The 24900-nt window shown below is 39.5% G+C and carries 20 protein-coding genes and 11 tRNA genes; 30 read left to right on the top strand and 1 reads right to left on the bottom strand.

The window, feature by feature from the left end:
• Positions 1-88: 88 nt before the first annotated feature.
• The 29 genes from CEQ21_RS25015 to CEQ21_RS24875 all read left to right on the top strand — a co-directional run bounded on the left by CEQ21_RS25015 (position 89) and on the right by CEQ21_RS24875 (position 22687).
• Positions 89-1690, top strand: coding sequence for a DUF1593 domain-containing protein (locus tag CEQ21_RS25015; protein WP_419181607.1), 1602 nt, complete (start codon positions 89-91; stop codon positions 1688-1690).
• A 206-nt stretch (positions 1691-1896) separates the two neighbouring features.
• The gene (locus CEQ21_RS25010) at positions 1897-3594 is read left to right on the top strand and encodes a methyl-accepting chemotaxis protein (protein WP_185766881.1); all 1698 of its coding nucleotides are present in this window, start codon (positions 1897-1899) and stop codon (positions 3592-3594) included.
• Between the two features lie 118 nt (positions 3595-3712).
• Entirely contained in the window at positions 3713-4774 is a 1062-nt protein-coding gene (locus tag CEQ21_RS25005; RefSeq protein ID WP_185766880.1) for a C45 family autoproteolytic acyltransferase/hydolase, read from the top strand.
• A gap of 285 nt (positions 4775-5059) precedes the next feature.
• Positions 5060-6055, top strand: coding sequence for an AraC family transcriptional regulator (locus tag CEQ21_RS25000; protein WP_185766879.1), 996 nt, complete (start codon positions 5060-5062; stop codon positions 6053-6055).
• 147 nt (positions 6056-6202) lie between these two features.
• Positions 6203-7471: a glycoside hydrolase family 1 protein gene (locus tag CEQ21_RS24995; RefSeq protein ID WP_185766878.1), complete on the top strand. Its 1269-nt coding sequence runs from the start codon at positions 6203-6205 to the stop codon at positions 7469-7471.
• 180 nt (positions 7472-7651) lie between these two features.
• The gene (locus CEQ21_RS24990; RefSeq protein WP_185766877.1) at positions 7652-8950 is read left to right on the top strand and encodes an MFS transporter; all 1299 of its coding nucleotides are present in this window, start codon (positions 7652-7654) and stop codon (positions 8948-8950) included.
• A gap of 90 nt (positions 8951-9040) precedes the next feature.
• Positions 9041-11950, top strand: coding sequence for an alpha-L-rhamnosidase (locus CEQ21_RS24985; RefSeq protein ID WP_185766876.1), 2910 nt, complete (start codon positions 9041-9043; stop codon positions 11948-11950).
• Positions 11951-12335: 385 nt separating this feature from the next.
• Positions 12336-12782 carry a GNAT family N-acetyltransferase gene (locus CEQ21_RS24980; protein ID WP_185766875.1) on the top strand — a complete coding sequence of 149 codons (447 nt, stop codon included), beginning with the start codon at positions 12336-12338 and terminating at the stop codon, positions 12780-12782.
• 40 nt (positions 12783-12822) lie between these two features.
• Complete coding sequence (locus CEQ21_RS24975; RefSeq protein ID WP_185766874.1) at positions 12823-13143, top strand: putative quinol monooxygenase; 321 nt, start codon at positions 12823-12825, stop codon at positions 13141-13143.
• Positions 13144-13283: 140 nt separating this feature from the next.
• A complete protein-coding gene (locus CEQ21_RS24970) occupies positions 13284-13844 on the top strand; it encodes an AAA family ATPase (RefSeq protein WP_185766873.1) in 561 nt (186 codons plus the stop codon).
• Positions 13845-13984: 140 nt separating this feature from the next.
• A complete protein-coding gene (locus CEQ21_RS24965; protein WP_185766872.1) occupies positions 13985-14812 on the top strand; it encodes a helix-turn-helix domain-containing protein in 828 nt (275 codons plus the stop codon).
• A 26-nt stretch (positions 14813-14838) separates the two neighbouring features.
• Positions 14839-15759: a DMT family transporter gene (locus tag CEQ21_RS24960; protein WP_185766871.1), complete on the top strand. Its 921-nt coding sequence runs from the start codon at positions 14839-14841 to the stop codon at positions 15757-15759.
• A 136-nt stretch (positions 15760-15895) separates the two neighbouring features.
• Positions 15896-16534: a hypothetical protein gene (locus CEQ21_RS24955; RefSeq protein ID WP_185766870.1), complete on the top strand. Its 639-nt coding sequence runs from the start codon at positions 15896-15898 to the stop codon at positions 16532-16534.
• Between the two features lie 6 nt (positions 16535-16540).
• Positions 16541-18238: a GMC family oxidoreductase N-terminal domain-containing protein gene (locus tag CEQ21_RS24950; RefSeq protein WP_185766869.1), complete on the top strand. Its 1698-nt coding sequence runs from the start codon at positions 16541-16543 to the stop codon at positions 18236-18238.
• 61 nt (positions 18239-18299) lie between these two features.
• On the top strand, positions 18300-18827 hold the full coding sequence (locus CEQ21_RS24945; protein WP_185766868.1) for a DUF3231 family protein: 528 nt from the start codon (positions 18300-18302) through the stop codon (positions 18825-18827).
• A gap of 203 nt (positions 18828-19030) precedes the next feature.
• A tRNA-Glu gene (locus tag CEQ21_RS24940) sits at positions 19031-19105 on the top strand.
• 6 nt (positions 19106-19111) lie between these two features.
• A tRNA-Val gene (locus CEQ21_RS24935) sits at positions 19112-19187 on the top strand.
• 5 nt (positions 19188-19192) lie between these two features.
• Positions 19193-19268 (top strand) — tRNA-Thr (locus CEQ21_RS24930).
• Positions 19269-19283: 15 nt separating this feature from the next.
• Positions 19284-19368 (top strand) — tRNA-Leu (locus CEQ21_RS24925).
• Between the two features lie 15 nt (positions 19369-19383).
• Positions 19384-19458, top strand: a tRNA-Gly gene (locus CEQ21_RS24920).
• A gap of 28 nt (positions 19459-19486) precedes the next feature.
• Positions 19487-19563, top strand: a tRNA-Arg gene (locus tag CEQ21_RS24915).
• 16 nt (positions 19564-19579) lie between these two features.
• Positions 19580-19655 (top strand) — tRNA-Ala (locus tag CEQ21_RS24910).
• Positions 19656-19660: 5 nt separating this feature from the next.
• Positions 19661-19753: transfer RNA gene (locus tag CEQ21_RS24905), tRNA-Ser, on the top strand.
• Positions 19754-19774: 21 nt separating this feature from the next.
• Positions 19775-19851 (top strand) — tRNA-Asp (locus CEQ21_RS24900).
• A 14-nt stretch (positions 19852-19865) separates the two neighbouring features.
• Positions 19866-19939, top strand: a tRNA-Gly gene (locus CEQ21_RS24895).
• A 5-nt stretch (positions 19940-19944) separates the two neighbouring features.
• A tRNA-Leu gene (locus tag CEQ21_RS24890) sits at positions 19945-20025 on the top strand.
• 217 nt (positions 20026-20242) lie between these two features.
• Complete coding sequence (locus CEQ21_RS24885) at positions 20243-21220, top strand: tRNA dihydrouridine synthase (protein ID WP_185767417.1); 978 nt, start codon at positions 20243-20245, stop codon at positions 21218-21220.
• 231 nt (positions 21221-21451) lie between these two features.
• Positions 21452-21949: a YehS family protein gene (locus CEQ21_RS24880; RefSeq protein ID WP_185766867.1), complete on the top strand. Its 498-nt coding sequence runs from the start codon at positions 21452-21454 to the stop codon at positions 21947-21949.
• Between the two features lie 30 nt (positions 21950-21979).
• Positions 21980-22687 carry a M48 family metallopeptidase gene (locus CEQ21_RS24875; RefSeq protein ID WP_185766866.1) on the top strand — a complete coding sequence of 236 codons (708 nt, stop codon included), beginning with the start codon at positions 21980-21982 and terminating at the stop codon, positions 22685-22687.
• A 46-nt stretch (positions 22688-22733) separates the two neighbouring features.
• Here the strand turns inward: CEQ21_RS24875 and CEQ21_RS24870 are convergent, their stop codons facing one another.
• Complete coding sequence (locus CEQ21_RS24870) at positions 22734-23771, bottom strand: helix-turn-helix transcriptional regulator (protein WP_185766865.1); 1038 nt, start codon at positions 23769-23771, stop codon at positions 22734-22736.
• A gap of 165 nt (positions 23772-23936) precedes the next feature.
• Between CEQ21_RS24870 and CEQ21_RS24865 the strand changes: the two genes are divergently transcribed.
• A complete protein-coding gene (locus tag CEQ21_RS24865; protein ID WP_185766864.1) occupies positions 23937-24641 on the top strand; it encodes a class I SAM-dependent methyltransferase in 705 nt (234 codons plus the stop codon).
• The last annotated feature ends 259 nt before the right edge of the window (positions 24642-24900 follow it).

Genomic DNA, 24900 nt, shown 5'->3' with positions numbered 1-24900 from the left:
ATGCATGGATTTTCATGTGCTTGTTTAGGTTTTTTGTTTTTTATTAACAAAAATCATGCCTACTAAACAGAAAGAGGGGATGAAGGACATGAAAAGAACAGGATTAATCGTGTTATTGCTGCTTGTTTGTGCTATTTTTGCTGGCTGCACAAACAGTAGTAAGGAGGAAAGCGGTCCTGCAAGTGAACCAAAAACAGATACTGATACGAAAACAGCAGAAAAGCAAAAGGCAAGAACGGTGATAACTACAGATGGTGAAGTGGATGATATGAACTCTGTTCTTCGCTACTTACTTTATGCAAATGAGATGAATTTAGAAGGAATAGTGTTAACGAGTTCTGTCTATCATTATGCGGGTGATAAAGATAAAGGAATTGAGCCATTAAGATGGACGGGTACAGAGTGGCTGACTAATATGATCGATGCCTATGAGGATGCGTATCCAAATCTTGAAAAGCATGCAGATGGCTACCCAGAACCGGATTACCTGCGCAGCATCACAAAGATTGGCAATATATCCAATGTAGGTGAAATGGAAGAAGAAACAGATGGTTCCCAGTTTTTGAAGGAGCTGTTCCTTAATGATGACGACAGTGATTTATATGTACAGACATGGGGTGGAACTAACACAACTGCTCGTGCACTGAAATCAATTGAAGAAGAATACAGCAAGTCAGATGATTGGGAAAGTGTAAAATCAAAAGTAAGTGATAAGCTTGTACTTTACATTATTTTGGATCAGGATGACAGTTATAGCAAGTATATTGCGAAAAACTGGCCAGATATCCGCATCATTAATGATACTTCGAATTTCTGGCATTTCGCTTACGCTTGGCAATTACATTCAGAAGAGCTGAACACAAAGCTGACAGGTGCTTGGCATAAAGAAAATATTGTCGGCCATGGACCGTTAATGGATATGTATGCGTTAATGGGTGACGGCAAGATGATTGAAGGAGAGCTTTTTGAGGAGCAGCGCGGAACAGACGAATATTTAGAGAAAAATCCTCAATATAATAAATATGATTTTATTTCTGAAGGTGATTCTCCATCTTTCTTCTACTTAATTGACAACGGATTAAGAAGCTTAGAGAATCCGACATATGGAGGCTGGGGCGGCCGTTTTGACGCTGTCAGCAGCAAGGTGTATAAAAACACTGTTACAGACTTTAATGTGTACGCAAACAGATATGAAGCAGAGTATTCCTTAACACGCTGGTTCGATGATATTCAAAGCGACTTTGCAGCACGCGCAGATTGGCTGACGGCAGAAAGTTATGAGGATGCAAACCATAATCCAACAGTTGAAGTTACAGAAGGCGTAGATTTAACGGTGGAAAAGGGAGAGAAGGTAACGTTGCATGCGAATGCTAGTGACCCTGATGGTGACAAGCTATCCTTTAAATGGTGGAGATATTTTGAAGCAGATACGTACGAAGAGTCAAAGGTAGCCAAAAAAGATACAATCGCTGAAGTTGTTGATGGTCTTCAGCTTGGTCTTCAACGTGAACTGGCAGAAGGAGAAACAACAGATACGATTGAACTAACAGGCAAGGACAGTGATACGGTTAGCTTCACTGTTCCAGAGGATGCGAAATCTGGAGATACGCTTCATGTAATTGTAGAAGTACAGGATGATGGCGCTCATGCGTTAAAGCATTATCAACGAGTCATCTTAACGGTGAAATAATGGCATAAACACTAAGACGGTGGAAAAGCTTATTTATAGGCTATCCTCCGTCTTTTTTTCTAATGAATAGAAGTTATGGAAGTGTTTCCCTCTGTTATACAACAATATTTTTCTATCGCCTCAAAAAGCTATAAAAATTTATATAATTGCACCGATACAACCATTAGCAAAATAAATTGCTAAACTGTTAAGGGATGGGAAGAAGCATGAGGTTAAAGCTTAAATTAAAGCTAGGGACAAAAATTAATTTAATTGTGTTTGCTGTAATAATTGTTTTATCCGTTGTTATCGGTTTTTTGGCATATAGTGAGATTTCAAAGGGGATAAAGGAATTTGCGATAGAAAAAGCGAAGGGTGACCTCGCGCTTGGTTATAACTATGTAGATAGTAAATACCCTGGTAATTGGACTGTCGAGGGGGACAAGCTCTTAAAGGGTGAGACTGTTTTAAATGATAATAACCAGTTAGTAGATTTGATTGGTAAGGAAACAGACGATACAGTTACATTTTTCTTAAATGATACGAGAATTGCAACGAATGTAATGATAGATGGCAAACGGGCAACAGGAACGCAAGCCTCTCAAGAAGTGATTGACACAGTATTAACAAATGGAAAATCCTTTTATGGGGAAGCAATAGTAGTCGGAAAAGAATATCAGACAGCATATATGCCGTTGAAAAATGCTGCTGGTGAGGTTGTTGGAATTATGTATGTCGGTGCTTCAGAAGCAATGATTGACAGTATTTTATCTTCTTTCATAACAAAGTTTATTATTGTGCTGATAGTGGTAATTGTCATTGCTTCTGTTGTCATCTTTTTATTTACAAGAACGATTAGAAAAAGACTCAAAAAGCTTACTTCTGCATTGGAACTAGCAGGAAACGGAGATTTTACGGCGACTGTTGCTGATGAATCCTCTGATGAGTTAAAAAATCTATCTGTTAGCTACAATAAAATGGCCGACAGTTTAAAAGTAATGATGAATGAAGTGATATCGACATCTGAGCAGCTTGCATCTTCCTCTGAAGAGTTGACTGCAAGCTCAGAAGAGACGAGCAGAGCTACAGAAGTGATTACTGAGTCTATCCAGCAGGTTGCAAATGGTGCAGACCAATCAGCAACAAATGTACAAGACAGCGCTGATGCGCTTGGAGATGTGACAGATGGAATTCAATCTATTGCCCAAAATGCTCAATCTGTGTCTGCTGTTGGCATAAAGGCAACAGAAAAGGCCAAAAATGGTGGGGTTTTTGTAGATAAAACAGTCCAAAAGATTACAGAAATCCATCATTCTGTTGCGAAAACTGGTGAAGCAATTAAAAATCTTGATTCACGTTCACAAGAAATTGAGAAAATCACAAATGTCATTACAGATATTGCTAACCAGACGAATTTATTAGCATTAAATGCAGCGATTGAGGCGGCAAGAGCAGGAGAAAATGGAAAGGGCTTTGCCGTAGTTGCAGATGAAGTCAGAAAGCTGGCAGAGCAGTCCCAACAATCGTCTGCACAGATTTCAGCACTTATTAAAACAATCCAAGCAGATATGGTGCAATCAAACGCTTCAATGGAGCAAGTCACATTAGATGTGCAAGAAGGGCTTGAAATTGTCGGGCAGACAAAAGCAAACTTTACAGAGATCATGGAATTTATGGAAAGCTTGACAGCCCAAATTGCTGAGATGGCGGGAACCTCTGAAATACTGGCAGAAGGTACAAAGGGAGTTGTGGCAACTGTTTCTGATATTCGAACGATATCTGGGCAAACATCTATGCATTCGCAAAATGTGGCTGCCTCAGCAGAGGAGCAGCTTGCATCAATGGAGGAAATCGCAGCATCTGCACAGGCATTGAGTCATTTAGCAGAAAACTTAAAAGAACTGATCAGTAAGTTTAAAGTATAAATAGTAGCCAGCCTCATAATGTTGGGGCTGGTTTTTTCATGTTTTTGTCTAGCTTATTCCTTTCCATCACTTCTTTTTACAAGTATCCTATTTAATAGAACAGATGGGAGGATACATAATGAAAAAAGTTTATGCAGACGTCTTGCAGTTTCGGGGAACGCATTATAATTTTGGCTTGAAACAAGGCGAGTATTTCAAGGATTCGATACTTGTTAAAAACAGAGAAAAGCAATGGAAGGTAAGAAAGCCGAAATTTTCGATAGATGTCGAGGAAACAAAACAGATTTTTGCGAGGTTTGCACCACTTATTTGGGAAGAGTTTGAAGGTTATCGTGATGCATTGGGCTGGCCAATGGAACGGGTGCTATTAGAATTCTGCGGCTATCGTCTTGATATCGACAAGTCAGGCTGTTCCATTTATGTCGGGAATGATTATTTAATTCGTAATTATGATTATCATCCGAAAACCTATGATGGCAGGTATACAATCTTTCAGCCGACAGACGGGGGAAATGCCATAATCGGGCCAAGCCAAAGAGGAACAGGCCGAATGGATGGCATGAATGAAAAGGGCTTGACGATGGGCTATAATTTCATGAATCGAAAACGTCCTGGCACAGGCTTTGTGTGTAATATGATCGGAAGGCTTATACTAGAGCTTTGCGGGTCTGCTGAAGAAGCAGCTGCTTTGCTGAAAGAAATTCCGCACCGTCATTCCTTTAGCTATGTACTGTTTGACAAAAGCTGTGACACTCCATTCATCGTCGAAACCTCCCCAAGACGAGTAGAGGTAAGAAGAGGTTATTCATGCACAAATCATTTTAATGTCATGACAGAAGAAAATCGTCATGTTTTGGATGATTCAAAACGAAGATTGGAAATTATCGAGGAAAATCAAACTAGTAATACGGACGGAGAAGCAGCATTTAAGCTGTTGAATGACAGTGATTCAGGCATATTCTCCAAGCTGTATGGAGCTTGGGCTGGAACAATCCATACTTCCGCCTATTTTCCTACCGTTCAAAAAGCGTGGTTTGCACTCGGCGGTGATCAAAAGCCTATTGAATTCGATTTTGCAAAGTGGCTCGAAGGGGAGGATTTACAGATTGAGAAAGTAGAAGGGCTTATTGATACAGACATTCCCTTTGTTCATATGGAGCAAGCTGATTGGTATAAATGACAGTACTGTTTTGCAGTGCTGTTTTTTTTATTAAATATAAAGTTGCTAGGTATTTTAATGAGCTTTATTGGCAGACAACTGAGGTGACTGCAAATCATTAAGGAAACAAAAATGCCGGAATGACAGAGCTAAGGGAAAAGTCAGCATATCTTTTTTTAAATATTTTTAAATGCTAATATGTTATATTTATGATGTAAATAAAAGCGAAAGCGCATAAACAAATAAAAAACAAAGTTAAATAAATTAAAAAGGTAAAAAACAAAAGAAAACAAAAGGGGTGTGGCAATGAATAGTGCCGAATTAAGACTGAAGCTTGAAAGCTATAATAAAATGGCTCCTCCTGACTGGGACCAAATAAAAAACACCTATCAGGTTGAACCGATTGGAAGCATTAATGGCGAGCCGCTGTACGAGTTTAATATGATTTTTGATCCGTTCCATAATCCGATTGAAGATAATATCTTTATTTCGCAATGCCCTCCTACTGCCTTTGTACCATTGCATATTCATCAATACATTGAGCTGATCTATGTTTATCAAGGCAGATGCCAGATTATCATGCAGGAGGATATCATAAATATACAGGAAGGGGGAATCATCATGATTGACAAAAATACTCCCCATACGGTAATGGAAACAGCAAAAGAAGATATTATTATAGAAATAAAACTGAAGCACGATTACTTGTCTTCAAGCTTTTTAAGTAGATTCACAAACAGAAGTATAATTTCTCAATTTTTAGTAGATTCTCTGATTGACAGCCGAAGTGCAAATAAGTACCTGTATTTTCCTTTTGAAGCAAGCTCTAACTTTAATGACATTATGGAGCATATTATGTGTGAATATTTTGAGGAAGATGCCTTCACTTCTGGAATGATAGATGCTTATTTATTTATCATGTTTACGGAGTTAATCCGCCACAGCAACAGCTTAACAAGCATAGAGAGAAACAACAGGACAGAAAAGGACTTGATCGTTTTAAATTTGTTGGAGTATATAGAAAGTCACTGCAAGGAATGCAGCCTAACAGATATGGCTGATCAGTTTAAATATCATCCAAACTATATTTCTGCGATATTGAAAAAAGCAACTGGAAAGTCATTTACAGACTTGCTGCAAATCCAACGGGTTAATAAAGCGGCCCTTTACTTAACAAATTCTCTTATGCCTATTCCAGAAATTTCTGAAGAGGTAGGGTATTCGAGTGTGTCTTTTTTCTACAAAAAATTTAATGAAATATATCAACAGACTCCAAAGGAATACAGGGATAGAAATCAGTAATGTTTCTTTTTTAAGGATGATTATGATTACTTCCTAAATCTTTGAATCGAGCAAACATCTTCTTTGTATATGCCATTAAAACAAATGAAAACGCTTGCTACAATTAGAATCACAAAGCAAGGAAAAAGATATTAGGAGGTATTTATAATGACTTATGATTTTCCGAAGCAATTCCTTTGGGGTTCAGCAACAGCAGGGCATCAAGTGGAGGGCAATAATGATAATAGTGATTTTTGGGCAGAGGAGCAAGTCGAAGGCTCGCCATATAATGAGAAATCAGGTAAAGCCATCGATCATTACACTCTGTATAAAGAAGATATTGCCCTTATGGCCAGTCTGGGATTAAAGGTTTTTCGGTTTTCAATTGAATGGGCGCGAATTGAGCCAGAGCCAGGGCAATATTCCCAAACGGCAATTAATCATTATCGCGATGTCCTTGAAACATGTTATAAACACAATATTACCCCTTTTGTTGCAATGCATCACTTTGCCTCGCCAAAATGGTTAATGCAATTTGGCGGGTGGGCAAGCCCTGATGTTCCTGATTTTTTTGCAAAATATTGCGAAGTTGTATTTCGAGAGCTTGGTGACTTAATTCCATATGTGTTGACGATGAATGAAGTGAATCTCCCTGTCATGCTTCGAGAGCTTTTTACTAGTATCGGCTTTATTCCGCCAGTTGGAATTGAGCGAGATTCGTGGACAGCTCCTGGTTGGAGAGAGGAAGCAGCAAAGCTTTGCGGTGCAACGAGTGATCAGTATTTTACCTTTCATATGCTTTCTGATGAACATTCACTCAAAATTCTTCGTCAATCCCACCAAAAAGCTCGTCAAGCGATAAAGAGCGTCCAGCCAAACACATTAGTTGGACTGTCAATGGCGTTGTCTGATGTTCAAAGTATTCAAGGTGGAGAAGAACTAGCTGCAGCAAAATGGCAAAGTTATTTTAGTCAATATTTGCCTATGATAGAAGAGGATGATTTTTTTGGATTGCAAAATTACACAAGAGAAGTATATGGTCCAGACGGCCAAGTCCAGCCAAATAAAGAGGCAGAATTGACACAAATGGGCTATGAATTTTATCCAGAAGGACTGTCTAATGTAGTCCGTAAGGTAGCTCAGTCTATATCTATTCCAATTATTATTACGGAGCATGGAATTGCCACAGATAATGACAGCAGACGGGTCGAATTTATTCGCAAAGGATTAGCAGGCCTGCAGTCATGTTTGGAGGATGGGATTGATATAAGAGGCTATCTTCATTGGTCAACATTCGATAATTATGAGTGGAATTCAGGCTATACTAAGAAGTTTGGGTTAATCGAGGTAGACCGTACCACACAAAAACGGAAGGTGAAGGAAAGTGCGCGTTTTCTTGGACAAATTGCTAAATCCAGCTCCCTTGTTAATAATTGAAGTAACATCTGCTCCCACGCTTTAGGGAGTAGATTCATGCAAAATATCTATTGTTGATAAATCTTTGAATCAAGTAAGAATATTCTCTGATTAGCCACTGAATGATATGAAAGCGTTTACTGTTATAAATCAGCGTCCAAGGAAGAGTTTGCCTTATGAAATGCATTTTATGGAGGGGTAATGATGGAGACGGTTGTCTGGAATAAAACGCCTTTTAAGAGATTAATAGTAGCCGCAATGCTGGGTGTTGGCACTTCTATAGCGCCATTAGTTTTATTAGGATTTGGTCTTTCTACCTTTATTGTGATAAGAATTGTCGGACAGGAGAATGCGACTGCTGTATATGGAACTGCGTCAGGCATCACAGGAATTGCCGTTGTTGTATTTGGATTGTTTGGTGGTGTTATTGCAGATAAGACGAGGATCAGGATGGGAAGAAGAAGATTTTGGATGGTAGCGGGCAGCATTCTCGGTGCGATTTCGATGGTGCTGCTGACATATGCTGCTACTATTCCAATGTTTATTATCTCGTTATGCTTGGCGAACTTCTTTTATGGCATGGTTTCATTATCCTGTTATGCCATTGTGCCAGAGCAGGTAAATCCAGAAAAGTTTGGTCGTGTGTCAGGCTTAATTGGAGCTTCAGCACCAGCGTTTGTTATGTCAGGTCAAATGCTGATGGGAGTGTTTGCAGATTCGACGCTTGAACAGAAGATGATTACTTTAATTATTATCCAGTTGATTGGAGGCATAGCTGCAGCACTTCTTATAAAGGATAATCACTTTGCGAGAACAGAAAACAAGGAAAAAAAATCATCTGGTATTCGCGGCTTTTATCCAAGCTTTAAGCAGCATCCAGCTTATACTTGGGCACTTTTGACAAAGCTGTTCATTAATTTCTCCAATGCTGGATTGAATATGCTGACACTATTTTATATCGCTAGGTTTCACTTGAGTGAAACGAAAATTTTTCAAATAATGGGACTTACTGCGCCTACGATTATTCTAATGGTGGGAGCGGGTATTCTTGGCGGCTTTTTATCAGATAAAGTCAAAAAGCAAAAACCATTTGTAATGGGAGCAGCACTCATAACAGCACTTTGCCTTGTTGCCTTTGCTTTTTCTACAAGTGTGGCCTGGGTAATTGTCGGAAACTTCATTTTTAACTTTGGATTTGGAATGTACAATGCTGTTGATAATGCCCTTGTTAATCGTATTCTGCCTTCAAAGGAAAATGCTGCTAAGGATATTTCAATAATGAATACGACTACAAATATGGCTTCCACATTAGTCAGCTTTGCAGCACCTGTACTAATTGCTTTCGGTGCAAGTACATTCGGCGGTGATGGCTATACAATGTTCTTCTTGGTTCTTGCAGCATTCTCCATACTTTCTGCTATAGCTGTCCTTCCTATACCAGAAATGGAAGGAAAAGACGAAGCAGGTGACGAACCTATTGATGAAATAATTGTTTCCTAAAAAATTACTTAGAGGTTTACTTACTGATTAAACTAATTAAATTGTATGAAGTGTGCAATGAAATCTCTATAAAAGAAAGGAATAGATAGAATGACAGATTTAAAGGTTGCTGCATTAACATGTGAATATCGAACAAATCCACTTGGACTCGACATAAAAAAGCCTCGTATCAGCTGGAAAATTGCATCAAGTGAAAGGGGAATAGTACAAAGGACTTACCAAATTCATGTATCTGATAGGGCGGATTTTACATCTTTATTGTGGGATTCAGGCATCGTTTACTCCCAAGAATCTCTGCATATTGAATACGGGGGACCAGAGCTTAAAGGAAAAACAAGATACTACTACAGGGTGAAGATTTGGGACAACAAAGACCGAAAATCGGCTTGGAGTGAAACCGCTTGGTGGGAAACAGCTTTTTTAAATGAAAATAGCTGGAGAGCACAATGGATTACACCAGCACAGGATGAAATCGATCCATTAAGTGAAGCTGTGTTTCTGTTAAGAAAAGAATTTAATCTTCAGTCAAAAATTGTTTCGGCTCGTATTTATGGGACTGGATTAGGATTGTATGAACTTTATGTAAATGGAGAACGCGTTGGGGATGATTTACTTACACCAGGCTGGACCAGCTACCATAAACGCCTTCAATATCAGACATATGATGTGACATCAAGTCTTCAGGCTGGTCCTAACGGTTTAGGTATCATGCTTGCTGACGGCTGGTACAAAGGAAATCTAACATGGGAAAACAAGCGACATATATATGGAGACAGACGGGCAGCCTTTTTTGAACTACATGTGAGGTATGAGGATGGCACAGAGATTATTATTCCTACAGATACGTCATGGAAGGCAGCGACGGGACCTGTTGTTTATTCCGAACTTTATCAAGGGGAAAGATACGATGCAAGGCTTGAACAGGAAGGCTTTAGCTGTCCAGGTTTTAATGACAGTGCTTGGTATCATACGACAGTGCAGCGTATGCCTGTATCACAGCTTGTTGCACAAGAAAATTGGCCAACAAAAGTTACCGAGTTAATCAAGCCTATCAGCACATTTATCACACCATCAGGGGATACGGTCATTGATATGGGGCAAAACATGGTTGGCAGAATCCGCTTTTCAGTTAAAGCGACAAGCGGCACACATATCGTTTTAAAGCATGCTGAGGTGCTTGATAAGGATGGAAATATTTATTTTGGAAATTTGCGCAAAGCAGATCAGCAGGTTGAATATATAACGAAAGGAACTGGGCTTGAAAGCTACGCTCCTCACTTTACTTTTCAAGGCTTTCGATATGTGAAAATTGAAGGCTACCCTTATCAGGAGAACGGACTGCCGCTTGAAAACTTTATTGGTGAAGTCATTCATTCTGATATGCAGCCAACAGGTGAATTCGAGTGTTCTAACGAGCTCGTGAATAAGCTTCAGGAAAATATCGTCTGGGGGCAAAGAGGCAATTTTCTTGATGTGCCGACAGATTGTCCGCAACGAGATGAGCGGCTTGGTTGGACAGGTGATGCCCAGGTGTTTATCCAGACAGCATTATTCAATTATCACGGTGGTCCATTTTTCACGAAATGGCTGCGTGACCTTAAAGCAGAGCAGCATTCAGACGGTGGCGTTCCTTTTGTAATTCCAGCGGTCGTTGGCGGGGCAAATGCAGCAGCATGGGGCGATGCAGCGACTATCATCCCGTGGGAGGTTTACAAGGCATATGGAGACAGAAGGTTGTTAGAGGAGCAATATGAAAGCATGAAGGCATGGGTTGAATATATGCATATGCAAGGAGAAAACGAATATCTTTGGGTGGTTGGCTTCAATTTCGGCGATTGGCTCGCCCTCGATGCACCATCAGGTAGCTACAGCGGAGCAACTCCGAAGGATTTTGTGGCAACAGCCTTTTACGCCCATTCAACTAGAATTTTAAGAGATGCTGCTAAGGTGCTTGGCAAATGGGATGAGGCACAACACTATGAAGCATTGCTAGAGAAAATTGTTAAGGCTTTTAACTTTGAATTTGTCTCGCCTTCAGGCAGGCTCGTTTCTCCAACACAAACAGCACATGTGCTTGCACTCATGTTTGACTTAGTGGACGGTAAGGTGAAGGAACGGACAGCGCGAGAGTTAAACGAACTAATCCTGCAAAACGATTACCATTTAACGACTGGTTTTGTCGGTACACCATATCTATGTTTTGCTCTATCTAAAGCGGGATATCATGAAACAGCAGTCAGACTATTGCTGCAGGAGAGCTATCCTTCATGGCTGTATTCTGTTAAGCAAGGTGCAACAACAATATGGGAGCACTGGGACGGGATAAAAGAAGACGGTTCATTTTGGAGCGATGACATGAATTCCTTTAATCATTACGCTTATGGTGCTATTGGTGATTGGCTGTACAGAGCTGTTGCTGGACTTGATATGGATGAAGGGATGCCTGCTTATAAACGGATTCGCATTAAACCGCAGTTTGCAGGAATCCATCTAACCTATGCAAAAGCAGTTCTTGAATCTATGTATGGCAGAATTCATTCAGAATGGCGTAAAACAGCAGACAAAATAGAGTTGAAAGTGGTCATTCCTGCAAATACAACAGCAGAAATAACATTGCCATATGCACAAATAGAAGCTGTTACTGAAGGAGGGAAACTACTTGCCGCCTCAACAGGAATTTATTCTGTCAAGGAACAAGAAGATACAGTTATCTTAACAGTCGGCTCTGGCAGCTACCATTTCCAATACGCAAATAAGTACGGACTAACAGTCAGGTTTACTGATGAATCAAGACTTATCGACGTGCTTGCGCAAAAATCTTCCGCTGCAGTCCTTGAAAAACATGCCCCAGGAATCGCCAATCCACCAGGTATTTTTGCGATGAGAACAAAGACTTTAAAGGAATTAGCAGAATTCCCTGAGGCAAACCTGACAATTGACCGAGTAAATGCACTGATAGAAGAGCTTAACATGATTGAATGGACAACAGAGCTGGTGTAAAACGCGGAATAAGAGATTCGGTCATAAGGATATAATATGCTAATTCAAAGAGGCTGGGACATAAGTATATAGAATCTGTGTAAAAACCGAACTCATTAATCAACATTGATTAATAAGTTCGGTTTTTTTGTATTTTGTAAGAAGGGATAAAGAGAATAAACGGAGAATTATTCCATGTAAAATCAAACGAATGAACTTTTAAAAAAAATGCAGAAAACCCTTACTCAAAACTTTATAAGCTGGTTAATGAACCGGATTAGGAGGGTATTGGCTAATAGTAAGGAATAAACTAAGAATTTTCTCCTTAAATTAAGTTATTGGTAAGCGTTATTGAACTTAAGTTAATAGTTAGCACAATACAAATTGCTGAAGGGAGGAATTGAGAATGAACATTTGCAGGGAAGATTATTCAGAAAACAGTGATTTTCTTCGGAAGAGAGTAGTTGAATATAATCTGTCACAATTGCCAGAAACTATAAAACATCCTGTCAACAAAATTTGTTTTACTGCTAGAGATGATAACAATGCAATTGTTGGCGGTATAACTGGTGTTATGTTTTGGCATCACCTGCAAATTGAATCATTATGGGTTGATGAATCTATTAGAGGGTGTGGGTGTGGAAGTAGCCTTCTGCAGAAAATCGAGGAGTGTGCACTAGAATACAAATGCAGTCATATTCAACTTGATACGTTTAGTTGTCAAGCCCCTGAATTTTACCGCAAGCAGGGGTATGAGATTGCAGGGGTTATTAAAGAGCATCCGATAAAGGAAAGCAGTCAGTATATTCTTGTGAAGCGATTAAGATGTGAGAAAGACGGCTTATCTTACTAGTCAGGCTTCAATTAAATTAGGGAGAAAGAAGGAAGATATTATGGATAAATTCGGATTGTACGGTAAGTTTACAGCAAAACCTGAGAATAGAGATATGCTTGCAGCGATTTTAATGGAAGCCGCTTCTTCGATGGAGGCAGTTGAAGGTTGTGAGCTGTATACAATTAACATTTCAGACACAGAGCTTGATAGTGTCTATGTTTATGAAGTGTGGACAGATAAAGCCGCTCATGAGGCATCCTTATCACTTGAAGGAGTTCAATCGTTGATCATGCAAGCAAGACCGCTCATCACTGGTATGCAAAGAATCAGCACATTTAAACAGGTGTGGGGAAAGGGCCTTCCAGGACAGCCTGTGTAAGTTGCATTTTTCCTAGATGGGCACATTGCTTTCGTAGTTTATGGAAGTAGAAAGAAATATTGTTTGGTTAAGTGCCAAGTTCTCCTCTATCATTTAGTAGAGGATTTTTCTTATTAATTGGAATGGGAAAGGAGAAACATATGAAGTTTGTTTTAATATTCGGTCCGCAGGCTGTTGGCAAGATGACTGTTGGTCAGGAATTAGCAGCATTAACAGAATTGAAGCTTTTTCATAATCATATGTCGATTGATTTAGTAAGTAATTTTTTTGGCTATGGGACGTCAGAAGGAAATCGCCTTGTCCAATTGTTTCGCCAGGAAATCTTCGAATCAGTTGCAAAGAGTAATCTTCATGGACTAATTTTTACCTATGTATGGGCATTCAATCTCCAAGAGGATTGGGAGTATGTTGAAAAAATCAGTGATATCTTTAAAAAGCAAGGCGGCACCGTTTATTATGTTGAATTGGAGGCAGACGTAAAGGAGCGGCTGCTAAGAAACAAAACTCCGAACAGGCTGGAACATAAACCGACAAAAAGAAATGTAGACTGGTCGGAAGCCGAGCTTAAAAGCTCCCTTACAAAGTATCGCTTGAATTCGAAAGAAGGGGAGCTGCAAATGGAAAATTATTTAAAGATTAATAACACAACTAAAAGTCCTGCTGAAGTAGCTTCAATCATTAAGAGGAAATTTCAGCTATAACAACATAATACAAATCTTGTCGCTTTGCTTTTTACAACGCAAGGCTTTTTTATTTGAATTGGTCAATATCATACAAGATAGTCTGTAATCACCTATGCTACACTTGTTTTATGATCACAATATGGAAAGGAGAATTACGAATGAGCAGGGAGAAAAGGGCTGTTATGTATGATGATAAGCTGCAGATTGAAGCATATCACTTCAATGGAATCATGCAGAAATTCCCGAATCATTTTCATGAATATTATGTAATTGGATTTATAGAGAACGGACAAAGAAAATTGACATGCAAACATAAGGAATATGTGATTAATAAAGGGGATATGATCATTTTTAATCCATTTGATAACCATGCATGTGAACAAGTTGACCATCGTGCTTTAGATTATCGCTGCCTTAATATCAATCCAGAAATAATGGCTATGGTGGCCAAGGAAATTATGGGCAAGGATTATCTTCCTTATTTCACCTCACCCGTACTTGTTAAAACGAGTTATGCATCATTATTAAAGGAATTACATGAGATGATAATGAAAAAGGAAAATGGTCTTGAAAAGGAAGAAAGCTTTTATTTTTTGATGGAATACTTAATAAAAGAATGGAGTTCAGCTCCAGAAGACAGAAAAACGAGTGCGGCAGATAACCGTCTTGATGCTGTTTGCAGATACATAGAAGAAAACTATAAAAATCATTTAACTTTAGACGACTTAGCAGCTGTAAGTAGTATGAACAAGTATACTTTTTTGCGCTCATTTACCCGCAGTCTTGGAATAACTCCCTATAGATACTTGCAAACAGTCCGCATTAATCAAGCAAAAAAACTGCTTGAGCATGGGATGAAGCCGATAGATGTTTCAATCGAAATAGGATTTGCTGATCAAAGTCATTTTAGTAATTTTTTTATAGAATTTATTGGCTTGTCACCAGGCCAATATCGAGACATTTATAAAGAAAAAGCAAGAGCCTGAATATATTAGAATAAGAGGATTATATTATGAGAAATTATGCATCAAATGGGCATATCGCAGCACTTGTGACTATTATAATATGGGGAACTACGTTTATTTCAACAAAACTGCTGCTGATTGACTTTACTCCAATTGAGATTTTGTTCTTTCGCTTTGTGATTGGTTTTGTCGTTTTGCTGATTATATTTCCATACAGGATGAAGCTTCAACCATTAAAGCAGGAACTATTATTTGTATGTGCTGGTTTATGTGGCGTAACCTTATATTATCTTCTCGAAAACATTGCCTTAACAATGACTTTGGCCTCTAATGTCGGGGTCATCAGCGGAATGGTTCCATTTTCAACAGCGCTGCTTACCATGCTGTTTTTAAAGGATGAGTCATTAAAGGTGAATTTCTTTGCCGGCTTTGCCATGGCGATGATGGGGATATTCTTAATCAGCTACAATGGCACAGCATATTTCCAAATAAATCCACTTGGAGATATTTTGGCAATTGCTGCAACAGTTGTGTGGGCTGCATATTCTGTATTAACGAAAAAAATCTCCAGCTATGGCTACCATACCATACAGACAACACGTAGAGTCTTTCTTTATGGTCTTATCCTGATGCTGCCAGCACTGTTTTTGTCTGACTTTAAGCTTGGACTCAACAGGTTTACAGGCCCAGTCAATTTATTTAATTTTCTGTTTCTCGGCTTGGGTGCATCAGCCCTTTGCTTTGTAACGTGGAATAAGGCTGTCAGTAAATTAGGCGCCATTAAAACGAGTGTTTATATTTATATGGTGCCAGTTATTACAGTTGTGACTTCCATGATTGTATTAAATGAACAACTGACAAAGCTGTCAGTATTGGGCATCCTTCTGACATTAGCTGGGTTGGTTGTGTCAGAAACTAAACTGACCTTCAAGAAAAAAGACCGATTAGAAAGCCGGACGGTTAAATGATTTTATTTGCTTAAAAGCATGAAAAAAAGCATGAACACAATGTTGTTTGTGCTTTTTTTCATGCAAATATCCGACATAGCCACAATTAAAGCTGAATACTATTAACAGAGTAAATAAAAGTGTAAAGGGGTTAGCCATGATTAGGAAAGGAAGCAGTGACCTTTACATAATGTCCACCTTTCAATCACTTGCACAGGCTGTTATTCCAGCAGCGTATTATTTTCAAAATGTATCAATCAAAGTAGAGCCAGGAGCATTAGAGCTAAGGATTTACGACTATATATTAGCGATACTGGATCAGTCCATATCGCCAAAGATAAAGAGGCAAATGAATGTTGCATCAATGGCTAAGTCGACAGCACAACTGCTTGATAATGGTGCTGTGTCATTAATGCAGTCAGGTGAAAATATAAACCCTTTAACTGTGTCTGGCTTTCCTTTTGGCGGACCTTTTACTTATTTATCACAAATAGACAGGCTTAAGGCAATTTCATTAATAGATCGACTTGAAATTAATAAAAAGCATTTGAGTTTGCCTTACAAGGATAATCTTGGATTGATAAAGAATATGATGGATGTTTTAAAGCAGTTAACATTATTTGGGTTTTACTCTGAATGGAATGGTTATGGAAGCTCTGCCGCACTTTCTCCCGAGCACAGAAGATTAGAGCACTTTCCTCTTGGGTGGCAACTGACACAGTATCCAGGCCCTTCCTATGCATATCGCGATTTACGTGGTTTTATAGCATTCATGCCTAAAAAGGGGAGGGGTTGATGGGAAATGCATGATGTTATTGTGATTGGATCTGGCGGTGGTGGCGCAGTTATTGCAAAGGAATTAGGTGAAAAAGGTTTAAAGGTGCTCGTGCTTGAGGCAGGTCCATGGTATGGAAATCAAAAATGGCCTCAACCTAATCTCGATGCAGGCGGAAAATCCAGCAGCTCTTTGACTGATTTAAATATTCATCTATACAAGGAGCTACTGAATAAAGAAGAAATGAATATGAATGATCTTGTCACTGGCAGATTTCGGTGGGGTCCTGCAGATCGCAGCAAGGCGCAATGGTTTCGCAATATTAAACAAAAGGCAATGATTTGGCAAGCAGCAGGCGTTGGAGGCACCACCCAAGTTTATACGGCAAATTGTCCAAGAGCATATCCACGGGCAATTGACGGTAAATGGCCGTTTTCCTACAAAGAGCTAGTTCCTTATTATGAAAAGGTTGAAGCAGAGCTGCCTGTTCAATTTGCAGCTGTTACTGCCAAGGAGGAATTATTTTATTATGGTGCGAGCAGGCTTGGTATGAATTTCACACCAGTATTAGATGTACAAAAGCCCGGTTATCGCCCACAGCCGAATGCTATTCTTCCCCCGAATAAGACCATCATTCATTCTTCTGGTGTCACCGATGAGCAGCTCTCGTGGATGGAAGGCTGCACACTTTCTGGGCACTGTGTCAACGGGTGCCCTCATGGTCCGTCTGTCGACAAAATAGCCAAGCGCTCAACGAATGTAAGTTATATTCCCCTTGCCTTAAAAACTGGAAATGTATGTATAAGGCCAAACACATTTGCTGTGAAGATCCTGACAGAAACAATTGATTCAGAGCTGCGTGCTATCGGAGTGGAGGTAAGGAATACTTGGACAGGGGAGCAGGAGGAGTTAAGGGCAGCAACGGTTGTGTTAGCCTGTGGAAGCATTGAAACACCAAGACTATGGTTGAATTCTAACTTGCCAAAAAACCAGTTTGTAGGTAAAGGCTTAGTAACGCATTATATGGACTGGATCACCGGAATATTTGATGAAAAGGACTTGCTTTCTATATTAGGGAGCGGAGAAATAAGACCTTTTGTTGGTAATAATTGCGGAGCAAGGCTTGACTATCCTGGACTTGGGGCGTTGCAGACAACCGGATTAAGTCCAGGTTTAACTGCTTCCTTCTACAGTTTAAGTGAAACTGGTTATTACTTTAATCAAAATGGACAGACGGAGAATCCATGGGATATAGAGGGAGGCCTAGCCGGATCCTTTTTAAGGAAATGGATGGATGAATACCCCCGGTCATTAAGTATATTAGTAACAACAGATGATGAAGTCGATGAGCAAAATGGTGTGACACTTGATCCCCTTCTGTCTGACGAAAATGGATTTGTCCCAGTAATCCGTTATAAAGCAACAAAAAAATCGGAGAGGAAGCAAGTAAAGCTGGCAGGTCTTGCTGCTGACATCCTCAAAAAAGCCGGAGCAAAGAAAGTGCATCGCTCTAATTGGCCTCCGGGAATTATGATACATATGGAGAGCACGATGAGAATTGGCCGCGTAGTCGATAGCAATTGTGAAGCTTATCAAGTAAAAAGGCTGTATATTGCAGACAACAGTGTGCATGTAAATGGACTTGGTGGCGTCAATCCGACCCTTACAACACAGGCACTAGCTGTGAGGACAGCAGAAAAAGTAATAGAAACTTACTTTTCATAGCATGTTTTTTTGCCAATTCGGAAAAATAAAGAAAAACATCTTAAGATAGGTGGGGTTTTTAATGAAACTAATGGATGTCATGCATGATGCATTTGAGCCATTTTTAGATGGTGAAAAAAGACCACTAAATGTTATGGAGGTCACTAATTTGTGGTTTTACTTGTTAGCAACAGAAACGACACTTCGTAATGAAGAAATATCTTATAATCTAGCGCAAGATCCGAAATTGAAATCTATCATAAAGGATATTACAGACACGATACATATTCCGATGCGGGATGAATTACAGGATTTTTTGAAGAAGGAAGGAGTTCCACTGCCACCGGCTACGCCTCAAAAACCACTTGGGGACTTTCAAGATATCCCAGCTGGAGCTAAGCTGAATGATGAAGAAATGGCTAATCTTCTTTCCTATAACTTAGCTGCAGGTGTTAATTACGGAGCAAGGGGACTAACGGAATCGATTCGGGCAGATGTCGGTCTGTTGTTTTCAAAATTCATTTTGAAAAAGACGATGGCTGGCATGACTGTTAAACAATACTTGGATGAGCATGGCTGGCTGCGTGTTCCACCTTTTTACAAACAATAAGATAGAAATGAAAGGAGTGAATGCTTAGAATTCAACTCCTTTTTTTGTTATAATCATAAGACGGAAAAAGCCTATAGAACAATAAAATAAAAAAAAATAAAAAAATATTAAAAAATGTATTGACGGTTTGTGTATTACTTTATATAATAATCCTTGTCGCTGATACAACAAACGAAATAAACGATGATTCAGCAACAAAATATGGCCCATTGGTCAAGCGGTTAAGACACCGCCCTTTCACGGCGGTAACACGGGTTCGAATCCCGTATGGGTCACCAATATTCGGAGGATTAGCTCAGCTGGGAGAGCATCTGCCTTACAAGCAGAGGGTCGGCGGTTCGATCCCGTCATCCTCCACCATATATGCCGATGTAGCTCAATTGGTAGAGCAACTGACTTGTAATCAGTAGGTTGGGGGTTCAAGTCCTCTCGTCGGCACCATTGATAAATTAATTTGCGGGTGTGGCGGAATTGGCAGACGCACTAGACTTAGGATCTAGCGCCGCAAGGCGTGGGGGTTCGACTCCCTTCACCCGCACCAAATTAATTTTAATATGCGGAAGTAGTTCAGTGGTAGAACATCACCTTGCCAAGGTGGGGGTCGCGGGTTCGAACCCCGTCTTCCGCTCCAGAATTACTATAATACATTAAATTAATACGCGCCCGTAGCTCAATTGGATAGAGCGTCTGACTACGGATCAGAAGGTTATGGGTTCGACTCCTTTCGGGCGCGCCATATAGATTTATGTTTTGGGGCCTTAGCTCAGCTGGGAGAGCGCCTGCCTTGCACGCAGGAGGTCAGCGGTTCGATCCCGCTAGGCTCCACCAAAAACGGAGGAATACCCAAGTCCGGCTGAAGGGATCGGTCTTGAAAACCGACAGGCGGGTCAAACCGCGCAGGGGTTCGAATCCCCTTTCCTCCTCCATACACACTTAAAATTATATTTGGTCCGGTAGTTCAGCTGGTTAGAATGCCTGCCTGTCACGCAGGAGGTCGCGGGTTCGAGTCCCGTCCGGACCGCCATTATTTCTTAAATTGCGGGTGTAGTTTAATGGTAAAACCTCAGCCTTCCAAGCTGATGTCGTGAGTTCGATTCTCATCACCCGCTCCAATTATGCCGGTGTGGCGGAATTGGCAGACGCGCACGACTCAAAATCGTGTTCCTCTGGAGTGCCGGTTCGACCCCGGCCACCGGTATTAACTTGACTGTATGCATTTACAGTGAAATGAACGTTTCTTACACTTCGTAAGGAGCGTTTTTTATTTGTTGATAGTATCTAAAATTACGTATTCATTGATTATAAGTATTTAAGCATGTTATAAGTGAAAGATAAGAAAAAACATGTTTGATTTTTAATATAGATGGGACAAGACTAACATAATAGCCCAAACCTGAGAGGATTTGAATATGATTATGACAAATAATTTTTGGCGTGACCTTCCACGACCATTTTTTGTACTTGCACCAATGGAAGAGGTGACGGATGTTGTTTTCCGTCACGTAGTAAGTGAAGCAGCAAGACCTGATGTGTTCTTCACAGAGTTTACAAATACAGAAAGCTATTGTCACCCAGATGGGAAGCAAAGCGTGCGCGGCCGTTTGACATTTACAGAGGATGAGCAGCCAATGGTTGCACATATTTGGGGAGATAGACCGGAGAATTTCCGCCAAATGAGTATTGGTATGGCAGAACTTGGGTTTCGCGGCGTCGATATCAATATGGGCTGTCCTGTACCTAATGTGGCATCTAAGGGGAAGGGGAGCGGTCTGATCCTCCGTCCAGATGTTGCTGCAGAAATCATCCAAGCAGCAAAAGCAGGCGGATTGCCTGTTAGTGTGAAGACAAGACTTGGTTATACTGAACTTGACGAATGGCAAGACTGGTTGACACATATCTTCAAACAAGATATTGCAAATCTGTCGATTCATCTCCGTACACGTAAGGAGATGAGCCAAGTAGATGCGCATTGGGAGATGATTCCGGCGATTAAAAAGCTCCGTGACGAAATTGCCCCAAATACATTGTTGACGATAAATGGGGATATTCCTGACTACCAAACTGGCTTGGAGCTAGCAAAAAAATATGAAATTGATGGCGTTATGATTGGGCGCGGTATCTTTAAAAATCCATTTGCCTTTGAAAAAGAGCCACAAGAGCATAGCAGTAAGGAATTGCTAAACCTCTTAAGATTGCATCTTGATTTGCATGATAAATATTCTAAAGAGCTAGAGACACGTTCATTTAAAGCACTACATCGCTTCTTTAAGATATATGTGAAAGGCTTTAGAGGTGCAGGTGAATTAAGGAATCAATTGATGAGCACAGCCACTTCTGATGAAGTGCGCGCAATGCTTGATAATTTCGAACAGAATATGGAAACAATTGATTGATTAACCTTTAGAAAGTTCGCGTTTGTTTGATTTTGTTAGTTGGCAGGTGTGAGAACAGTTATCCTGAACTCATGCTTGCCATTTTTGCATTAATTCGTTGCGAGGCAGAATTATTACATACAAAACCAATAGTTAACTAATGCAGGTTGTTGCGAAGAATTATTAGTTATACTAAAATTAAGTACCTGTTAGTTACGAAAGATACTATTAAAAACAAGGAGTTTATACATAATGGAAATTCAAGATATGGTGATTCGATTAAGATATGCGTTGGAAATTAAGAATAAAGAAATGGTTGAGATTTTTAAGCTTGGCGGTGTTGACGTAACGGTGCCTGAAGTGATCGAAATACTCACAAAGTCTGATGATGAGGAAGAGGAAAATGACGACAAGTTAACATGTACAACAAGTATGTTTGACTCCTTTTTAAATGGACTTATTATTTTCAAAAGGGGAGTTCAAGAGCCTAAACCAGGAATGCCTAATCCACCAGCTCAATCTTCTCAAAAAAAGGAGCATATAAATAACCTCCTGTTAAAAAGAGTCAAAATAGCCATGTCATTAACTACTGATGATATGTTAGATATTTTTGAAAACGCAGGATTAACAGTAACAAAAGGCGAATTAGGTGCCTTATTACGAAAAGAAGGGCATAAAAATTATAAAGAGTGTGGAGATAAATTTGCTAGAAACTTCCTAAAAGGACTGGCGGTTCAATATCGAGGATAAGTGCAGAAAAGTGTATGCAGGTGATGAGAAATGTTTCATACTTACTCAGGTTCTACAATCAAATATGAAGTAAAATACAAAAACCGAACTTCTATCGGGATATCGATTAACAGCTATGGGGAAATTGAAGTTCAAGCTCCGAAAAAAACACCTGATGAAAAAGTACTTCAAGCATTAGAAAACAGATGGGAACTTATTCAGGAGAAATTAGCAGAAATTAAGGCTAGAATGAATGGCCCGCAAGAAAAGCACTATGAAAATAATGAGAGCTTTCTTTATTTGGGCAATTCATATCCTATAAAAATTGTTCAAGATGCTACTATAAGTCAGGATTATGTTGTATTTGAACAAGAAATACTGTATATATATGTGACGCAGTTAAATGATGAAAAAAGCAAACAAGCATTAAGACGGTTTTATTATCAGCAGTGTAAGTCTTTAGTGGAGAAGAGTATTGCTATTTATCAAAGTAATTTTAAAACGAAACCCCGTTCTGTACGAATTACAGATAGTAAGACGAACTGGGGGACCTGTGACTCCAACTTGCGCTTAACCTTCAATTGGAGGCTGGCAATGGCACCACGTGAAGTAATTGATTATGTAGTTATTCACGAAATGTGTCATATGGTCCATTTAAACCATGATCGTTCGTTTTGGCGTCTTGTAGGGAAAATCATGCCAGATTATAAACAAAAAGAAAACTGGTTGGCTTTTTCAAACTGGAAAATGACTGTTTAAATGTAAACTGCTATAAAAGAAGACCTCACAATAGTGAAGTCTTTTTTTATATCGAGAAATTATACTTATTAAGAAGCACCCATATTAATTCACCTCTAGTCGTCGTATTCGTCTTTTCGAAAATCGACTTCAAATGATCCTGCACAGTGTGTGGTGAAATAAACAGTGCTGCGGCTATTTCTTTCGTGGAATCACCATGAAGGAGATGGAATATTAGTTGTTTTTCGCGAAGCGTGAGCCCATAATAGCCTGATGTTTTCGTTAGAATTTCCTGTGGTGTTGTTTGTTGACAGGAAACCGCATATTGCTGTTTTTCTGATTGCAAAACTGTCGCATGAATTGTCAGGAATTCTCCAGCAGAAGGATGCAAACATACCTTTGCTTCCTTTTCCTCTGTATTGTTTGTGTTTAAGGCCTTTGCTTTCATGCAGACAGCTCGAAGCGGACGTGGTAATACATTTGCTTCTATGTTTTCGGCTTTCCGAAGCGTGTCGGCAAGTAAAAAGCCTTCCTGATTTGCTGAGGTAATGTGAAAATCCTCATCTAGTAGAATTACACTTTTCGCCCAATTAACGTCACTGTCAATCTTCTGGGGAAAGGCAAGAAGCTTATATAGATTGAAGGAAATAGGTGGTAAAAGCGAAGCTAGCACTTCTATATCCATATTGGAAAAGACTGTTTCCTTTTTCGAGCGCAGCAATGTCAAAAATCCATAGCATTTACCTTTATGAATAATGACTGCACGTAATTCATCAGCAAAACCTGCAGGCGAAAGAATCTCACGGAATCGGTCACTCTGGTGCAGTTCACCATTTGTCGCGTTGCATAATGATGCAATATGAGTAGCTGATGTTAATAAATCTTCAAAATGATTATAATCTTGCCTTAAATATTCATTTTCAAATAATAAAGGATGAATGTTTTCTATTCGGTCATCCGTATAAGCGCCTGTTGAAAGCAATGTTTCCGTATCAACAGTCGTAAAACATGCTGCGTCAAAGTAAACCCTCTTTTTTAAATCAGCTAGGCACTTATGCAGGAATTCTTGAATGGAGTTTGTCTGTGCTGAAAAAATCGTTGCCATAAAATCCCTCATTTCTAATTTAAATGATTTATATCCCACTAATTTGGGATTACATTCGATAAGATTACATTTTATACTGAAAATGATTATTAATATCATTTATTGTAATCATAACGAAACAGAAGGTAAATAAAAACATTTAAGTGAGTAATAGGAGGAATTGTTATGAAAAACAGGTTAGCAAAAAGCTGGCACAACCCAAAGGTAATTACATATGGCCAGAAAATATCAACAAAAATTGCAGGATATTTCCTTTTATATGAGCTTACAAGCAAATTGATGTCAGTGTCACTTCATAAGGAGGAGGAAAAATCAATCTTAATTGTTGGTGCAGGAGGGGGCCAAGAGCTTTTAGCTTTAGGAGTTGATACTAAGTGGTCATTTATGGCGGTGGATTCCTCGAAGCCTATGCTCGAGCTTGCTAAAAGCAGAACAGAGCATTTAAATAATCCTATTCGTTTTCAGCAGCTAGAATGGCAAGAGTTTTCAAGCACTGAACAGTTTGATGGTGCAACCTGTTTACTTGTTCTTCATTTTATTAAGGGAATCGACAATAAACGCAAGTTTCTCCTAAATGTTGCAAACCACTTAAACCCTGATGCACCATTTTTGGTTGCTGCTATTTTTGGAGACTCAAATAGTACATCCTTTGAAATTCAAATGGCTGCTTGGAAGCAGTATATGTGTGCAAACGGTGTATCAGAGCAGGAATTTTTAGATTTTGCCGAAAATTTCGGTAAGGGCACAGAGGTTATTTCTGATCAGCAAATGGTTGAACTCCTTCATGAATGTGGTTTTACGGATATAAGTCGCTATTTCGGATCTTTTCTGATTCAAGGTTTTTATTGCAGACGCAGCAAACTTGCATAATGCTAACCTAAAAAACAAGGGAGATTGAGATGGAAAGTAATTCGTTTCATTGTGCTCTCGACTTGCTGTCCGCGGGGAAAGATTGTGTTTCCACTAAGAAGTATGCGGGTTCTAAACATCCTTCATAGCCCATTTCAATAAGTTTTATCAGAATTTAAAAATCGAACTTTAAGCAAACTTAGGTATCATCCTGAAGTAGAATACCTTAAACGGATATCCTTTATATTTAATAACCATCTGTAAATGGCCGACCAATGAT

The organism is Niallia circulans (assembly GCF_007273535.1).
In the GTDB taxonomy this organism is placed as follows: domain Bacteria; phylum Bacillota; class Bacilli; order Bacillales; family Cytobacillaceae; genus Niallia; species Niallia circulans_B.
This window is presented reverse-complemented; position numbering and strand designations above follow the sequence as displayed.

What these genes read in the sequence shown, in the direction of transcription:
- CEQ21_RS25015 (WP_419181607.1), top strand. Translation starts at nt 89, where the DNA reads ATGAAAAGAACAGGATTAATCGTGTTATTGCTGCTTGTTTGTGCTATT.
- CEQ21_RS25010 (WP_185766881.1), top strand. Translation starts at nt 1,897, where the DNA reads ATGAGGTTAAAGCTTAAATTAAAGCTAGGGACAAAAATTAATTTAATT.
- CEQ21_RS25005 (WP_185766880.1), top strand. Translation starts at nt 3,713, where the DNA reads ATGAAAAAAGTTTATGCAGACGTCTTGCAGTTTCGGGGAACGCATTAT.
- CEQ21_RS25000 (WP_185766879.1), top strand. Translation starts at nt 5,060, where the DNA reads ATGAATAGTGCCGAATTAAGACTGAAGCTTGAAAGCTATAATAAAATG.
- CEQ21_RS24995 (WP_185766878.1), top strand. Translation starts at nt 6,203, where the DNA reads ATGACTTATGATTTTCCGAAGCAATTCCTTTGGGGTTCAGCAACAGCA.
- CEQ21_RS24990 (WP_185766877.1), top strand. Translation starts at nt 7,652, where the DNA reads ATGATGGAGACGGTTGTCTGGAATAAAACGCCTTTTAAGAGATTAATA.
- CEQ21_RS24985 (WP_185766876.1), top strand. Translation starts at nt 9,041, where the DNA reads ATGACAGATTTAAAGGTTGCTGCATTAACATGTGAATATCGAACAAAT.
- CEQ21_RS24980 (WP_185766875.1), top strand. Translation starts at nt 12,336, where the DNA reads ATGAACATTTGCAGGGAAGATTATTCAGAAAACAGTGATTTTCTTCGG.
- CEQ21_RS24975 (WP_185766874.1), top strand. Translation starts at nt 12,823, where the DNA reads ATGGATAAATTCGGATTGTACGGTAAGTTTACAGCAAAACCTGAGAAT.
- CEQ21_RS24970 (WP_185766873.1), top strand. Translation starts at nt 13,284, where the DNA reads ATGAAGTTTGTTTTAATATTCGGTCCGCAGGCTGTTGGCAAGATGACT.
- CEQ21_RS24965 (WP_185766872.1), top strand. Translation starts at nt 13,985, where the DNA reads ATGAGCAGGGAGAAAAGGGCTGTTATGTATGATGATAAGCTGCAGATT.
- CEQ21_RS24960 (WP_185766871.1), top strand. Translation starts at nt 14,839, where the DNA reads ATGAGAAATTATGCATCAAATGGGCATATCGCAGCACTTGTGACTATT.
- CEQ21_RS24955 (WP_185766870.1), top strand. Translation starts at nt 15,896, where the DNA reads ATGATTAGGAAAGGAAGCAGTGACCTTTACATAATGTCCACCTTTCAA.
- CEQ21_RS24950 (WP_185766869.1), top strand. Translation starts at nt 16,541, where the DNA reads ATGCATGATGTTATTGTGATTGGATCTGGCGGTGGTGGCGCAGTTATT.
- CEQ21_RS24945 (WP_185766868.1), top strand. Translation starts at nt 18,300, where the DNA reads ATGAAACTAATGGATGTCATGCATGATGCATTTGAGCCATTTTTAGAT.
- CEQ21_RS24885 (WP_185767417.1), top strand. Translation starts at nt 20,243, where the DNA reads ATGACAAATAATTTTTGGCGTGACCTTCCACGACCATTTTTTGTACTT.
- CEQ21_RS24880 (WP_185766867.1), top strand. Translation starts at nt 21,452, where the DNA reads ATGGAAATTCAAGATATGGTGATTCGATTAAGATATGCGTTGGAAATT.
- CEQ21_RS24875 (WP_185766866.1), top strand. Translation starts at nt 21,980, where the DNA reads ATGTTTCATACTTACTCAGGTTCTACAATCAAATATGAAGTAAAATAC.
- CEQ21_RS24870 (WP_185766865.1), bottom strand. Translation starts at nt 23,771, where the DNA reads ATGGCAACGATTTTTTCAGCACAGACAAACTCCATTCAAGAATTCCTG.
- CEQ21_RS24865 (WP_185766864.1), top strand. Translation starts at nt 23,937, where the DNA reads ATGAAAAACAGGTTAGCAAAAAGCTGGCACAACCCAAAGGTAATTACA.